Source organism: Motilimonas eburnea, from assembly GCF_021295345.1.
Classification (GTDB): domain Bacteria; phylum Pseudomonadota; class Gammaproteobacteria; order Enterobacterales; family CBDFNC01; genus Motilimonas; species Motilimonas eburnea.
This window is the reverse complement of the sequence record NZ_JAIMJB010000006.1, coordinates 108,783-124,487: the sequence shown is the minus strand read 5'-3', so window position 1 is coordinate 124,487 and position 15,705 is coordinate 108,783. Positions and strand designations below refer to the sequence as shown.

General features: G+C 45.9%; 13 protein-coding genes and 1 tRNA gene. 3 read left to right on the top strand and 11 right to left on the bottom strand.

Annotated features, from left to right (window positions below):
* Positions 1–162: 162 nt before the first annotated feature.
* The 4 genes from K6Y21_RS07700 to pepA form a co-directional block, all read right to left on the bottom strand.
* Positions 163–570 (bottom strand): hypothetical protein, encoded by a 408-nt coding sequence (locus tag K6Y21_RS07700; protein ID WP_233071220.1) that lies wholly within the window; start codon positions 568–570, stop codon positions 163–165.
* A gap of 81 nt (positions 571–651) precedes the next feature.
* Positions 652–3,498: a valine--tRNA ligase gene (locus K6Y21_RS07695; protein ID WP_233071219.1), complete on the bottom strand. Its 2,847-nt coding sequence runs from the start codon at positions 3,496–3,498 to the stop codon at positions 652–654.
* Between the two features lie 138 nt (positions 3,499–3,636).
* On the bottom strand, positions 3,637–4,065 hold the full coding sequence (locus K6Y21_RS07690) for a DNA polymerase III subunit chi (RefSeq protein ID WP_349629479.1): 429 nt from the start codon (positions 4,063–4,065) through the stop codon (positions 3,637–3,639).
* An 11-nt stretch (positions 4,066–4,076) separates the two neighbouring features.
* On the bottom strand, positions 4,077–5,585 hold the full coding sequence (pepA, locus tag K6Y21_RS07685) for a leucyl aminopeptidase (protein ID WP_233071215.1): 1,509 nt from the start codon (positions 5,583–5,585) through the stop codon (positions 4,077–4,079).
* A 299-nt stretch (positions 5,586–5,884) separates the two neighbouring features.
* Between pepA and lptF the strand changes: the two genes are divergently transcribed.
* Both lptF and lptG read left to right on the top strand, forming a co-directional pair.
* On the top strand, positions 5,885–6,994 hold the full coding sequence (gene lptF, locus K6Y21_RS07680; protein ID WP_233071213.1) for an LPS export ABC transporter permease LptF: 1,110 nt from the start codon (positions 5,885–5,887) through the stop codon (positions 6,992–6,994).
* Positions 6,994–8,058, top strand: coding sequence for an LPS export ABC transporter permease LptG (gene lptG, locus K6Y21_RS07675; protein ID WP_233071211.1), 1,065 nt, complete (start codon positions 6,994–6,996; stop codon positions 8,056–8,058). The genes lptF and lptG overlap by 1 nt, the downstream gene beginning before the upstream one ends.
* A 36-nt stretch (positions 8,059–8,094) precedes the next feature.
* On the opposite strand, the gene K6Y21_RS07670 is transcribed toward lptG, so the two are convergent.
* A complete protein-coding gene (locus K6Y21_RS07670; protein ID WP_233071209.1) occupies positions 8,095–8,646 on the bottom strand; it encodes an RDD family protein in 552 nt (183 codons plus the stop codon).
* Positions 8,647–8,860: 214 nt separating this feature from the next.
* Between K6Y21_RS07670 and K6Y21_RS07665 the strand changes: the two genes are divergently transcribed.
* Positions 8,861–8,945 (top strand) — tRNA-Leu (locus K6Y21_RS07665).
* 45 nt (positions 8,946–8,990) lie between these two features.
* Here the strand turns inward: K6Y21_RS07665 and K6Y21_RS07660 are convergent.
* The 6 genes from K6Y21_RS07660 to rsmC all read right to left on the bottom strand — a co-directional run bounded on the left by K6Y21_RS07660 (position 8,991) and on the right by rsmC (position 15,559).
* Complete coding sequence (locus K6Y21_RS07660; RefSeq protein ID WP_233071208.1) at positions 8,991–9,317, bottom strand: antibiotic biosynthesis monooxygenase family protein; 327 nt, start codon at positions 9,315–9,317, stop codon at positions 8,991–8,993.
* A 285-nt stretch (positions 9,318–9,602) separates the two neighbouring features.
* On the bottom strand, positions 9,603–9,896 hold the full coding sequence (locus K6Y21_RS07655) for a late competence development ComFB family protein (RefSeq protein ID WP_233071206.1): 294 nt from the start codon (positions 9,894–9,896) through the stop codon (positions 9,603–9,605).
* A gap of 93 nt (positions 9,897–9,989) precedes the next feature.
* A complete protein-coding gene (gene glgA, locus K6Y21_RS07650; protein ID WP_233071204.1) occupies positions 9,990–11,459 on the bottom strand; it encodes a glycogen synthase GlgA in 1,470 nt (489 codons plus the stop codon).
* Between the two features lie 78 nt (positions 11,460–11,537).
* Entirely contained in the window at positions 11,538–12,758 is a 1,221-nt protein-coding gene (gene glgC / locus K6Y21_RS07645; protein WP_233071202.1) for a glucose-1-phosphate adenylyltransferase, read from the bottom strand.
* Between the two features lie 161 nt (positions 12,759–12,919).
* Positions 12,920–14,146, bottom strand: coding sequence for a glucose-1-phosphate adenylyltransferase (gene glgC, locus K6Y21_RS07640; RefSeq protein WP_233071199.1), 1,227 nt, complete (start codon positions 14,144–14,146; stop codon positions 12,920–12,922).
* 360 nt (positions 14,147–14,506) lie between these two features.
* Positions 14,507–15,559 (bottom strand): 16S rRNA (guanine(1207)-N(2))-methyltransferase RsmC, encoded by a 1,053-nt coding sequence (gene rsmC, locus K6Y21_RS07635; protein ID WP_233071197.1) that lies wholly within the window; start codon positions 15,557–15,559, stop codon positions 14,507–14,509.
* Positions 15,560–15,705 lie beyond the last annotated feature (146 nt).

Below are 15,705 nucleotides of genomic sequence, written 5' to 3'. Positions count from 1 at the left end.
TAAGCGGGTTTTTCTTCGGTGAAGAGCTGGCAAGGGTGTTGCGATTAAATCATGAATCAGTTTTTTAAGGGCGGTTTAACCTTGTTTCGCATAGTGAATAGCAATGTGGCTGTTAGGTTGCTTACATTACTATTCACTCACTCGCCCTCACTCAAATCGAACCTAAGTAGAAGGACAGGCATCCTTATTCCAAGGTCCAGCTGTTAATCGTGAGCCTATGTTCTGAAAAACCAGTTTTACACCGACTCCATTGTCTCGTAGGTTTTTCAGTCCAGGGTTGTCGCCTTCACAGAACCATTTGAGAAGGCGGCCTTCGCTTATCTGCCTATAAATATGGTCTGGCCCTGCTATATGAATGATTTCGACATAAGATTGGTCTGGTACAAAGCGATATTCGATGTCATCTTTAATGCCGTTACTATTTAGAAAGGGTGTGTTAGAAAGTTCCTTTACAAGCTCGCTAGGCAGTGTTGTTGGAACGTATTGGTAATCTTTATCGTATGGGGTTGTTTGGCAGCCCTGAAGTAACGCGATAGCACCCATTACGGCTATCTTTAGCGATAATCGCATAAAAATCCTTTTACTTTAATACTTTATTAACGTTAAAAAAACAAGGCTACCCTAAGGTAGCCTAAATAAGGAGGGGGGAAATTATAACGCGGCAATCGTTGCTTGCTGCGCTTTAATTTTATCTAGGGCTTCTTGCAGCTCTTGCTGTTTGGCCCGCTCTTTGGCGATAACGGCTTCGGGCGCTTTGCCGACAAATTTTTCATTGCCTAGCTTAGCGGTTACCTTGTCGAGATCTTTCGCTACTTTCTCTTCTTGTTTGGCTAAACGCGCCAATTCGGCTTCTTTATCCACTAGGCCTGCCATCGGGATAAGCAGCTCCATTTTACCTACTAGGTTTGTGACCGAAGCAGGTGCGGTATCGCCTTCTTTAAGTACGGTGACGGTTTCAAGTTTCGCTAGCGAGTTCAAGAAGCTTTGGTTTTCGTTAAAGCGACGTTGATCTTCTGCCGACGCATTTTTAAGCAGGGCATTAAGGGGGAGATTTGGACTGATATCCATTTCACCGCGAATGTTACGCACCGCTAAGATCACTTGTTTAACCCACTCAAGGTCAGCAATCGCGGCGTTGTCTAGCTTACTTTCATCCACTTCAGGGAAGGCTTCTAGCATGATGGTGTCGCCGGTTTTACCTGCTAGGGGTTTAACGCGTTGCCAAATTTCTTCGGTGATGTAAGGCAGCATAGGGTGTGCTAAACGTAGTAGTGTTTCAAGTACGTCAACCAAGGTTTGGCGCGTGCCGCGTTGCTGTTCCGGCGTGCCTTTAAACAGTACAGGTTTAGTGAGCTCTAGGTACCATGAACAGAACTCGTTCCAAGTAAAGTCGTATAAGGTGTTGGCCGCTAGGTCAAAACGGTAAGCGTCTAGGTGATCGCGGTAGGTTTTGATGGTTTGCTGCAACTGGCCTTGGATCCAGCGATCCGCCAGACTGAACTCGGCTGCGCCGGTTAAGTCTTTGTCTTCGGTGTGCATAAACACATAGTTGCTGGCGTTCCAAAGCTTGTTACAGAAGTTACGGTAACCTTCCAGACGCTTCATGTCCCAGTTAATGTCGCGACCCGTTGATGCGAGGGCGGCTAGGGTGAAACGCAGGGCGTCGGTGCCGTGGGCTTCAATGCCTTCTGGGAAGGCCTTGCGGGTGTTCTTTTCTATCTTAGCGGCAAGTTGCGGCTGCATCATGTTGCCACAACGCTTATCAACTAGCGCTTCAAGGTCAATGCCGTCAATCATGTCTAATGGGTCAAGTACGTTACCTTTAGACTTAGACATCTTGTCGCCATTTTCATCGCGAATAAGACCGGTCACGTAAACGGTTTTAAAGGGCACTTGCGGTTTGCCGTCTTCGTCTTTGATAAAGTGCATGGTCATCATGATCATGCGCGCTACCCAGAAGAAAATAATGTCAAAACCCGTCACCAGCACGTCGGTCGGGTGGAAGGTTTTAAGGGCTTCGGTGTCGTCCGGCCAACCTAAGGTTGAGAAAGTCCAAAGGGCAGATGAGAACCAGGTATCGAGTACGTCATCGTCTTGACGTAGCGCAACATCGGCGGCGATATTGTTGTCGCTACGTACTTGCGCTTCATCATGACCCACATAAACATTGCCTTGGTCGTCGTACCAAGCCGGGATGCGATGACCCCACCAAAGCTGGCGAGAAATACACCAGTCTTGCACGTCACGCATCCAAGAGAAGTACATGTTTTCGTATTGTTTCGGCACAAATTGAATGTCGCCATTTTCTACCGCTTCGGTCGCAGTTTTTGCTAGCGGTGCCACGCGCACGTACCATTGGTCCGTTAGCATAGGCTCGATAACCACGCCGCCACGGTCACCGTAAGGCACGGTCAAATCGTGATCTTTGATTTCTTCAAGTAGGCCAAGCTCTTCAAATGCGGCAACGATGGCTTTACGCGCAGCAAAGCGCTCTAAGCCTTGGAATTGCGCTGGCAGCTCAGTGCTGTAGGCATCGGATTGTTCACCGTTGCTGTTAAAGACTTCGGCGCTATCACGAATGTCTGCGTTGAAGGTAAGGATGTTGATCATCGGCAGTTGATGACGTTTACCCACTTCGTAGTCGTTAAAGTCGTGTGCTGGGGTGATTTTTACACAGCCCGTGCCTTTTTCCATATCGGCATGCTCATCACCAACAATAGGGATGCGGCGGCCTACTAGCGGTAATTCAATAAATTTACCAATTAGGTTTTGGTAGCGTGGGTCTTCTGGGTTAACCGCCACACCGGTATCGCCTAACATGGTTTCAGGGCGAGTTGTTGCAACAACGATGTAATCTTTACCATCAGGTGTTTTAACGCCATCGGCTAATGGGTAGCGAAAATGCCACATATTGCCTTTTACGTCTTTGTTTTCTACTTCTAAATCAGAGATAGCCGTGTGCAGTTTAGGATCCCAGTTTACTAGACGCTTACCGCGATAGATCAAATCCTCTTGGAACAACTTAACGAATACTTCTTGCACCGCTTTTGACATGCCGGGATCCATGGTAAAGCGCTCACGATCCCAGTCTACCGAGGCGCCAAGGCGACGTAGCTGCTTGGTAATGGTGCCACCCGATTCAGCCTTCCAGTCCCAGATCTTGTCGATAAAGGCTTCACGGCCATAATCATTTTTGGTTTTGCCTTCTTCGGCGGCAATTTTACGCTCAACCACCATTTGCGTTGCAATACCGGCGTGGTCTGTGCCCACTTGCCATAGGGTGTTTTTACCTTTCATGCGCTGGTAGCGAACTAGGGTATCCATAATGGTGTCTTGGAAGGCGTGACCCATGTGTAAGCTGCCGGTGACGTTTGGCGGCGGGATCATAATACAGTAGCTGTCTTGGGTGGTATCACCATGGGGTTTGAAGTAGCCTTGCTCTTCCCAGTTTTGGTAATGTTTTTGCTCAATTGATTGAGGATTATAGGTTTTTTCCATATTCAGTGTCAGCTTCTGTCAAATTAGTGCAATTTAAGTCAACGGCTAAAATTGCGGGTTAAATCTCAGTCAGAGGTTGGCCTCTGTCAGCGGTGTTGGTTACTGGTGGCTCTGTGGTTACCTAATGGTACCCAGCGGCTATTCCAGTTGTGTCGTCGCAAGCGTAATGCCCCATTGTTTGTAGGTGGCATAGCGTTTTCGCGCTTGCTGCTTTAGCAGTTCGTCTATGGGAACGAAATCTACCACTTGTGCAAACTCGGTTGCAAACTCTGGTGCTATTGTACGCAAGTTAATCAGCACTTGTCGTCTTTGTTTTGCTCTTTGCCAACCAATTTCTACCGGCGCGCCATAAAAGGGCGGTTCACCCGTGAGTTGATGGGGAACAAAACTATCGTCGCTAAATTGCCACAGGTATTCATCCACCAAAAAGGCATCGGCTTGATTATCGGTGGCGATAAACACCTTTTGCCCTTGTTGATAATGATGTGCCGCCAACTGGCAAGCAAAAGCAAAATGAGCCGGAAGGTTAACTTGCGGCTCATTGGCTTGACTCATTAGGTAGAACATCCCTTGAGTCATTATTCTTCGACGTTGACGCCGCTCTTGTTAATTAAAAATTGCGTCAACATGGGCACGGGTCGTCCCGTTGAGCCCTTATCTTTACCGCCGCTGCGCCAAGCTGTGCCGGCGATATCGAGATGCGCCCAATTGTACTTCTTGGTAAAGCGCGATAAAAAGCAAGCCGCGGTAATGGTGCCAGCAGATTTACCGCCTATGTTGGCCATATCGGCAAACGGGCTTTCTAGCTGCTCTTGATATTCATCGCCCATAGGTAAGCGCCAAGCGCGATCGCCGGCTTGCTCAGAAGCATTAATAAGCTCATGGGCAAGGGGATTGTGATTACTCATCAAACCTGAAATATGATGGCCTAATGCGACAATACAAGCGCCAGTCAGGGTGGCCACGTCTACCACGAGCTCAGGCTCAAAACGCTCAACATAGGTCAGGGCATCGCAAAGAACCAAGCGGCCTTCGGCATCGGTATTAAGTACCTCGACGGTTTGTCCTGACATGGTAGTTAAGATATCACCGGGGCGATAGGCGTTGGCATCGGGCATGTTTTCGGCCGCGGCAAGTACGCCAATCACATGCAAGGGTATATTTAATTTAGCGAGGGCAACCATGGTGCCAAATACACTGGCCGCGCCGCCCATGTCGTATTTCATTTCGTCCATGCCTGCGCCGGGCTTTAATGAAATACCGCCTGCATCAAAGGTGAGGCCTTTGCCAACCAGCACTATAGGCTTAGCCTGGCTATCACCTTGCTTATATTCAATGATGGACATCTTAGATTCATTGTGTGAACCGCGACCCACCGCAAGGTAGGAGTTCATGCCCAACTCAGCCATTTCTTTTTCACCAATGACGGTGGTGGTGATGGTGTCGTATTTTTCGGCCAGTTGCAGCGCTTGTTCGGCAAGGTAGTTAGGGTTACAGATATTGGGCGGTAAGTTGCCCAAGTCTTTACACTGCTTCACCCCTTTAGCGACAGCTAAACCATGGTTAATGGCGGCTTCACTTAGGCTGAGCTCTTTTCGAGTTGGTACATTAAATACGAGTTTGCGCAGTGGACGGCGGGTTTCGCCCGGATTGCTTTTTAGCTGGTTAAAGGTGTAAAGGCTATCGTCTGCTGCTTCAACGGCTTGGCGCACTTTCCAGTAAGTATCGCGGCCCTTAACGTGTAATTCAGTTAAAAAACAAACCGCTTCCATGGAGCCGGTTTCGTTTAAGGTGCTGATGGTTTTACGGATAATTTGCTTGTATTGGCGCTCGTCTAGCTCTCGCTCTTTACCGCAACCGACCAGTAGTACACGCTCGCTCAGCATGTTAGGCACATGATGCAACAGCAGCATTTGACCGGCTTTGCCTTCTAAGTCGCCGCGGCGCAATAATGCGCTTAAGTAACCGTCGCTCACCTTATCAAGTTGCTCGGCCACCGGAGTTAAGCGCCGAGGCTCAAACACACCCACCACAATACAGGCGCTGCGTTGTTTTTCTGGGCTGCCACTTTTTACACTAAACTCCATGGACTCTCCTTCATAATAAGGTCAAAAGCTGCTATTTTTCGCATACTGGATGTGGTTGATAATGCGTGTGTTAGCTTTGTGCTTAATTTGGTAAGTGCTAAAAATAATAAGTTTACCTAAAATACTGGCTCACGCCAGCAAAAACACAAGTTTACCATACCCAAGCGAGTTCAAAATGCGGGGGCTGAGACTCCCAAGCCGCGTGAATTAGGCCGATTGAGTTGCCTTAGCCAGTTACGCGATGATGTTTTTACTGTGAGTGAAACCAATAAAGCGCTCATGAACGTTAGGAAACGACAGTGATCCTGTTTCGATATTTGTTAAAAGAAACCGTTAAAACACAGTTTGCGGTGTTATTTATCTTACTGCTGATTTTTATTAGCCAAAAGTTCGTTCGGGTATTGGCGGATGCGGTTAATGGTAATATTCCAGCTGATCTCGTCATGACTATCTTATGGTTGAATTTACCCTCGCTGGGCTCTTTGATGATCCCCATCAGCTTGTTCATCGCCGTGTTATTAGCCCATGGCCGCCTGTACGCTGAAAGTGAAATGGTGGTGATGACGGCGTGTGGTTATAGCCCGCGCAACGTTTTAAAATCGACGATGATTTTGGCCATTTTCACGGCTTCCGCCGCGGCCTTGATTACCTTCTATCTTGCGCCCAGTGCCAATGAGAGGGAGCGGGAAGTGATAGAGTCTGCACAGGCTGATGCAGGCCTGGCCACGCTAATCGAGGGGCGCTTTCACTCGGTGCCCGGTGATGCAGGGGTCGTGTATGTCGAAAATTACGAGAAAGGGTTTCAGCTGAACAAAATTTTTGCGGCTCATTGGCCCAAAGAAGAAGGTGTTCGTCCTTCGGTGATCACGGCAAAATCGGGCAAAGTAACAGAACAAGATGGCGCTGAAATTTTAACCTTATATGATGGGCAGCGTTTCGAGGGCACGCAAGGCGCTAACGATTACCAAATAACGCATTTTGACAGTTTTTCCATGGTATTGGAGAGTCAAGAGGTTAAGGATAAGCGGCGTAAGGTAGATACTATTCCAACGGCTGAATTACTAGGCTCTACTGAATTGGCCCATCAAGTCGAGCTGCAGTGGCGCATTGCATTGCCCATTTCTATCTTGATTTTAACCTTTATTGTGGTGCCGATGGCGGCGGTTAATCCACGTCAGGGACGTTACGCAAAACTATTACCGGCATTACTGATTTACTTATCTTACTTTTTGCTTTTGAGTGCCAGTCGCAGTGGCATAGAAGAAGGCTCGTTACCGCTAATGAGTATGTGGTTGGTGCAAATCACTTTCTTGTTGGTAGGGATATATTTAAACCTGCATGAGCGGATTGATTTTTCACGAGTATTTAAGCGTTCTGCTGTCACAAATAATGCAAAGGGTAGTGAGTAATGGGAATTCTAGATCGTTATATTGGCCGTACCATTATTGCAGCAACCTTGCTTTGTCTGCTTACGCTAGTGGGCTTAAGTGCCATCATTAAGTTTGTAGAGCAACTTGGAAAAGTGGGCCAAGGTGAATACGACCTGATGATGGCGGCACTGTATGTGCTGTTAAAAATGCCCAAAGAAATCGAGTTATTCTTTCCGATGGCGGCGCTCATTGGTTCCCTTATCGGCCTCGGCTCACTGGCTAGCAGCAGTGAGCTTGTGGTTATGCAAGCCGCGGGCATCTCTAAGTTGCGCATTGCCTTTGCGGTTTTGAAAACCGCCATCCCGATTATGGTGTTGGTGATGGTGATGGGAGAGTTTGTGTCGCCCATTTCGGAACAGGCGGCAAAAGAGTTAAGGCGCGGTGCCACCAAAGGCGGCGATGTGATTAGCTCTCAATATGGCGTATGGGCGAAAGATGGCGAAAATTTTGTCAGCATAGGGGAAGTACGTAACAAAACTCAGTTGTATGATGTCAGCGTGTTTATATTTAATGATGAGTTGGAATTAACCCAAGCCCTTCATGCTGAGCGTGCTGAATATACTGATAAGGTGTGGCAAGCCTATGATATTACGAAAACCACTTTTAGTCACAAGCAGGTGAGCACGGAACAGTTCCCACAGCAAGCCTTTGAATCTGGCCTGACTCCGGACAAACTTAGTGTGGTGACCATCAAGCCTGAAGATATGTCGATGCGAAATTTGTGGGATTATATTGATTACCTGCAAGCGAATAAGCAAGATGCGGCGCGTTATCAGCTGGCTTTTTGGCGCGCGGTCATGGTGCCCTTTACCGTTTTGGTCACCATGTTACTGGCCATTTCATTTATCTTTGGCCCTTTGCGGACGGTGACCATGGGCGCAAGGCTAATGATGGGGATAGTGGTCGGGTTTACTTTTTATGTTTCCAATGAAATGTTTGGCCCGGTGAGTCTGGTATTTAACTTTCCTCCTTTAGTCGGGGCCGTGACACCCAGTTTATGCTTTGTAGGGTTGTCTGCATTCTTACTGAAACGGCAAAGCTAAGTAAGTAACAGGGCATTCGCCCTGTTACAACCTACCTTAATACCACTTGACCCCTTTTAAAGTGACTCGGTTGTTGAGCTCTTTGGTGAGTACAACCATTTCACAATCGGCCCAGTGGTCTTGAAAACTGCGATGTTTTGGTTTGTTAAAGGGAACAAATAGGTTGCCTAAACCGCAACAAGCAGTGGCAAGGCGAATAACAGCTTGGGTCTTGTTAATGGCCGTGCCGTCCTCATTTTGAATGCGTAGCCGCCAAGCGCGCATGCCGATGGTTTGACCGCCTCGTGTCCAAAAGAACACATAGAAACCAACAAAAATAAACCAAATCCAAAGTTGGTAAACCAGGTTTTTACTCAAATAATCAGCCATATCGACATAACCTTGAGTGGATAGAAAGCCCATTGCCTCTAACACCAAAGCAACGCCCGCGCCGATACCAGCGGTAAACATCATCACTGCGGCTACCACTAAGCTGTCATAGATGAGGGCACCTAAACGTCTTGCTAAGCCCGCAGCGGGCAAATGGACAAAAGGGTTGGCTGGCGTCGGTTCGGCTGCAGTCGTTTTACGTTTCTTATTTTTCTTCATCTTTATTATTCTGGGTGTAACAGGTTAAGGGATGCTCGGATTGTACCAAAAATGGCATTATTCGCAGTGCAATAGCGCATAAATTTATGAAATTGATGAATTAGTGAGCACTTGGTTTAGATTGAGCGGATATCTTAATAAAACCCCTTGCCAAGGTGCATGCCTTAAGTATAATCGGCAACAGTTCTTCAGCTGACGCTGTAATGAAAATTTAGCCCGAGTGGTGAAATTGGTAGACACGCCTGATTCAAAATCAGGTTTCTTCGGAAGTGGCGGTTCAAGTCCGCCCTCGGGCACCAATTCTGAAAAGCCCCAACCTAGGTTGGGGCTTTTTTTTGGCTGGCTCACGGGTAGGGTTGGGTTAACATTTCATCGCTAACAAGGTGATCAAGTACGGGGATCATGGCGATAGGTGGCTCGGTTCGCAAAATGGCTGACAGCATTTTTTTACGTGCTTCTTGATGCGAGTCATCCATATTAAAAGCCCTTTCCCAACAGGCCTTGCTCGTCCACTGGCTATATGAATACCAAGTGTTGTCATGACTTTGGTGCAGTTTAGAGCCCAGCGCGCCGTACTTTTCAATGTTGCGGTGAACGATTTCACTCCAACCTTCCTTGAATTCTTTAACGCGCTCTGGCCGTAATTGCCATTGATACAGTACCACGAACATACCCACCTCCAAATTATTACTTGCTAATGGTAATCATTATTATTAAAGTGTGTTGTATCTTGTTTTCTTTAAGCATAGACGAAACTAAGTGTTTGTCTTATTTGTTTTTTATTTTAATGCGAGTGGAGAGAGAGGGATGAATTTGGTGTTGGCTTTGTGCATTTTAATTGCACCTGTGATGTTATTAGTACCGGCAATGCGCCCATTTATTATGATATCGCCAATGTTCACCTTGTTTGCATTGGCGATATTATTGTCTTTTGAGGGCCTGAGCTGAGTTTGGCGTTATTCTGCTTTCTCATCTCGGCTGAATTTCATTTGCTTTTCATCGAATAAAAACTCGATGGATTCGTCCACGGCTTGCTCGACTTTCTGTTTCAACGCGACTTTATCTTCATCTTTCATATAGCTATACATATCAACATCATAGCGGATGTAATGAACCGGTAGTTTATTAAGTACTATGCACGCAAGATCTTCTAAAAACTCAGCATCAAACCGACGATAAAGATCTAACTGAGCAAAGCGTTCACTGACAAATTTTTCTGTAAAATTATGTACATCAATACCTAGCGCCATAGTGTCTCCTAGAAGATATAAGTGTTTAACTCAGTATATACCTAAATTTGTCTTGAAGGGCTAAAGCCTGTTTAGCCCTGCTTAACCTGTGACCTATAAAGCATAACGCTCTAAGGCTTTAGCATAGAGTCGTTCGTACTGAAGTACGGATTCTGACCAATAGAAATGTGATTGCATGGCTTGTTTTTGTAAGCGTGCGATTTCATCTGGTTGCTCTAGGTATAACAGTAATACACGACGAAGTAAGTTCGTCAGGTCAACGGGCTCGGGCTCATAAAACATAAAGCCATTACCACTGTCTTGGTCCTGATCATAATCATTAACGGTATCTTTAAGGCCTCCGACACCACGAACAATTGGCAAAGTGCCATAGGCTAAGCTGTACAGTTGATTTAAGCCACAAGGCTCAAACAGGGACGGCATTAAGAAAAAGTCGGCGCCGGCTTCCACCATGTGTGATAGATAATCACTATAGGTATTCATGAACTTGAATTTGTCGCCATGATGCTGCTCCAAGGACTTTAAGTGGCCGGTGATGGCTGGGTCACCTGTGCCTACTATGACTAACTGAACATCATGTAACAATAAGGCCTCGAGAGCGGGCAATAAGATGTTGAATCCTTTTTGCTCGGTCAGGCGACAAACCATGCCAAATAGGGCTTTGTTGGCGGTAGGTAAGCCGACATCTTGTTGTAATTTTGTTTTACAGGCGGCTTTACCGCTTAAATCATCGGCAGAATAAGTTTGGGGCAAGTGAGGATCCGTTTCTGGGTTCCAATCATTGTAATCACAGCCGTTAATTATGCCTTCAAAATCGCGGATCCGGTCGACAAAACAATGCGACATGCCATGGGAGCCAAGGGGGGTGAGTAATTCTGACGCATAATTGGGACTGACCGCATTGATTTTGTCTGCGTACAAAACGCCTGCTTTTAAATAGTTGATGTAACTATAGTTTTCAAGCACGCGATGATCCATACAACTGTTGACTTCAGGGATCAGTTTAAGCTGTGATTTATCAAAAATGCCTTGATAGGCGGCATTGTGACAAGTCAAAACGGTTTTGGTATAAGCAAAACGGCCGTGATCTCGAAAACGCGTCTTTAATAAAAAGGGCACTAAAGCCGTATGCCAATCATTACAGTGAATAATATCAGGCGTAAAATCAATCGCTTCACAACTTTGGATGATAGCCAAAGAGAAGAAAGCAAAACGTTCGCCGTTATCATTGTAAGCATGATCATCTTCACCATATAACCCCGCACGGTCAAAATAATGGGCGCTGTCTATGCCATAAACAGTGACGTTGCCTTGTTTTAAGCGTTTAATGGTATAGGGGATTTCTGGTAAGCCGCTTTGTGGGCGTATGGTTTGGTTACAGACAAATTCCGCTTGATCTGCGCCTTTAACACTGCGATACAGTGGCATCATGACGCGTACATCATGGCCTCTTTCATGGAGCGCTAAAGGCAGTGCTTTAGCCACATCCGCTAAGCCTCCTGTTTTCGCGAAGCCTTCAACCTCAGAGGCAACAAACAGAATTTTTAGTTTATTATTGGTCAAAATGGGTTCCTTGTGGATACAATTTTTCTTTTTATTGTAATTGAAAAAGCGGCTCTTGAGCCGCTTTAGTTAGACATTTTAAAAGCCGACTTTGGCTCCTTTTGGGATCACCACTATGCCCTCTTCTGATACGGTAAAACGGCGGCGATCTAACTCGATGTCTTCGCCAATCACGGTACCCGGCGCAATTTCAACGCCTTTATCAATAATGGCATTACGTATGGTACAGTTTTCACCTACCTTAGTGTTGCCCAGCATGATGGTGCCACTGATCTGAGAGCCTGCGCGAATATGGCAACGAAAACCTAATACGCACTTATTGATTCGAGAGCCAAGTACATAACAGCCATCTGAAACCAATGATTGGCTTATTTCTGATTCATGGGTATCTGAGTCGGTGAAGGTGGCCGGTGGTAATGGCGGGTAGTAGGTATGCAGCGGCCATTTTCGGTTGTAAAGAGAAAAGGGCGGCTCTTCTTCTAACAAATCCATATGGGCTTGCCAATAAGCACTAATGGTACCCACATCACGCCAGTACGAACCTTCTTGTTCACCCGCAATTTTGTTGTCATTAAAGTTGTAAACAAACACTTTACCTCTGGGGTACATCTTAGGAATGATGTCCTTACCAAAATCGTGACTTGAGCTTTCGTCTTCGGCGTCAATTTTTAGTTCGTTAACTAAGGTATTGGCTTCAAATACATAATTACCCATTGAAGCTAAAACATGGTCTGGATCACCGGGAATCGTTTTCGGGTTAGATTTAGGTTTTTCTTGAAAACCTATCATGCGACCGTCTTCATCTATTTCAATGATGCCAAAATGATGTGCTTCGCTAACAGGCACTTGGATCGCTGCAACCGTTAACTCTGCCTCGTTTTTTTCATGAAAGTCGACCATCTGACGCACATCCATTTTGTAGATGTGGTCACTGCCGAAAATACATACGTGGTCGGGCTCATCCAATTCAATGAAGCGTGAGTTCTGATAGATGGCATCAGCGGTGCCATCATACCAACGTTTACCCATGCGCATTTGTGCTGGGATGGCGTCAATAAAGCGCCCTGAGATACCGGTAACACGCCAGGCTTTGCGCAAGTGAATATACAGTGATTGAGACTTAAATTGCGTCAACACATAAATGCGCATAAAGTCAGAGTTGACGAAATTATTTAATGCGAAGTCAATTAATCGATAGCTACCACCAAAGGGTACCGAGGGCTTTGAGCGAGATTGAGTCAGGGGGTAAAGACGAGTTCCTTCACCTCCTGCCAGCACCATGGATAGAATTCGTGCCATTAATACATCCTTTATGTTAATTCATTTCAATGAGGGAGTTTCCCTCAGCTTGGCCCTAAAAATGTCTCTGTAAGCAGCTTTTGTTATTGTCTTGTGCTGCATGTTGTTGCCCTGTGGGCGTGTTTAAGTGCGTATAGCGTTTGTCGCTATAAGCAGATGGCTTAGTCAAAACCTATCTTTGAATTTTTTGCAATGACAACGATGCCATTATCGGAAACCTGAAAGCGGGCTCTATCTTGCTCGATATCTTCACCTATGATGGTGCCCGGCGCGATTTCAACTTCTTTGTCAATGATGGCTCGGTTGATACGACAGCCTTCACCAATTTTTACGCTACCTAAAATCACTGAGTTCGTAATTTTTGAGCCGCTACGAACATGGGTATGAAAACCCAATACACTGCTTTCGATCACTGAGCCCAAAATAAAGCATCCCGCTGACAATAGTGAGCGACTTACCTTAGTTTTAAAGCCGTCGTAATCTTTAAAGGTCGCAGGGGGTAGCGGGGGGTGAAAGGTGTGCAGTGGCCACTTTCGATTGTATAGCGAGAAAGGGGCTTCGTCTTTGAGCAAGTCCATATGCGCTTCCCAATACGCATCTAGGGTACCGACATCACGCCAGTAAACGCCCTCTGGCTCGCCAGGGATTTTATTATCATTAAAGTTGTAGACAAACACTTTACCTTGTGGGAACAGGTGTGGAATGATGTCTTTCCCAAAGTCGTGATCTGACTCTTCTAATTCGGCATCACGTCTTAGTTCACGTAACAAGGTATGGGTTTCAAAAATATAGTTACCCATGGAGGCTAATACATGTTGGTCATCACCGGGGATGGTTTTAGCTTCTTCCACGCTCGGCTTTTCTTGGAAGCCGATCATTCTGCCTTCAGCGTCAACTTCAATAATACCAAAGTGATACGCTTGATCCTTGCTAACCTTGATGGCCGCTACCGTTAAATCTGCATTTTTCTGCTTGTGATAATCCGCCATCTGACGAATGTCCATTTTATAGATATGGTCACTGCCAAAAATACACACATGCTCAGGCTCATTGATTTCAATGAATTTTTCGTTCTGATAGATGGCATCAGCCGTTCCATCGTACCAGCGCTTGCCAACCCGCTGTTGTGCAGGCACAGGGTCTATAAAACGGTCTGTGATCCCCGAGAGGTGCCAAGCCTGATTGAGGTGAATATTAAGTGATTGCGATTTAAATTGAGTCAATACATAGATTTTTAAAATGTCTGCATTGGCAAAGTTGTTTAACGCAAAATCAAGTAGCCGATAGCTTCCTCCAAAAGGAACTGCTGGTTTGGAACGGTTTTCAGTTAAGGGGTGTAAGCGACGGCCTTCACCACCGGCAAGGATCATCGCAAGGATACCAGCCATATTTTCTCCATTATCAAATTTACGTCATTGCCCTAATCTAGGGTTAGTGAGTCTATTTAAGTGAAATAACATGACACTTAAATGAATTCTGACACTTTTATTACTTGAGCCTAGTTTTATCTTTTTTTGCTGATGTTGTGAATACTAAATGCAAACAAAAGGTAAACGATGAGAGCTGGCTACAGTAAAACCACGATTTGCGGTCAGATAAGTGATTAATCCTAGTACAGATTTGATTTTTTTGAGGAGTTTAGTAATAGGCAAGCTGTATTAATGTGAGCTGGTGCAGCCACACAAGCCAACCTTGCCTGATGCTAAGGCAAGGCTGTACGTTGCGTGTTTAAGATTGGCACAATTTGGTTAGTCAGGGTAATTGCTCAGTAGCTTAAATTTTGATGTTGCGAACAAGGACTCGCAATGACTAAAGCTTTGCTCGAACAAGGGTTCATAACGTAAAAATTTATTGGCGACAATGATCAAGCGACCACGAATTTTAAGGTGTTGGCGAGCTTGGTTAATGATTTGCTCTGCTGCTCCATAATGGGTGTTCAGACCGGCATGGAAAGGGGGATTGGAAACCAAGGTGTTGTATCTCTGGTTCACGTCGCTGTAGACGTCACTGGCAAACACATTCGCCGTTAGACCATTTGCGGCTAATGTGCGTTTGGTAGATTCCACGGCGAGAGCGTTAACATCTATCATATCCAAGTTGAGGTCTGGGTTAGACTTTAATAGGTAAGCTCCAATGACGCCTGCGCCACAGCCGATATCTAATGCATTGCCTTTTAGGGGAGCAATATTCTCGAGCAACACTTGAGTGCCTAAATCCAGTTCCTTTGCACTAAAAACGCCAGGCAGGCTGATCACCTCAAGGTGCTGACCCTTGACCTCAATTGAATAACGGCTTAACCAATCGTCCAGTTGAAACTCATCACAGACTTGGTGCTTTTCTAGGGCCAATAAACTGCAGCGTCGAGCACTGTCGAGTTTCGTCGTTTGGTTGGCATATGGCGTTAACTGTTTATTAATGGACTTGATCCCCCCCCGGTTTTCTCCGACTAGGTACAACAAGCCGTTTAATTTGAGATGGGGCATGAGATTAGCCAGCAGATATTCAACTTCGGCTTTGGCCTTAGGAACATAGAGAATAATGGCATCAAAATGAGCGGCTTCATCGGCCTTCCCTTGATAGCTTGCCGCGAAATGGCAATCAATGCGTTCGCTGTGTTTTAGCGCATTAAAAGTAGGATAGAAAGTGGTGAATACCGTCACCGAGTCACATGTGTTGGCCAATTCGATAGGGTAAGTATCTTCTATTGCGCCGGCAACAAGTACCTTCTTATCGGCAAAAAGCGCTAAGTTACGCTCAAGAACTTGGCTTGCAGGAGTCGGGCTAGAGCTAATCTGAGTCATGTTGGCTACTTCTGAAAAAATATCCCCTAGTATATCCGATAGCGTCGCGACAAGCAGCATCAACAGATTGATGGGGTATAGGACCACGGCGTTTGACGACAAAACTTGCAGTAAGTCTAATTTCTGTTCATAGCAGTTAGATTTAG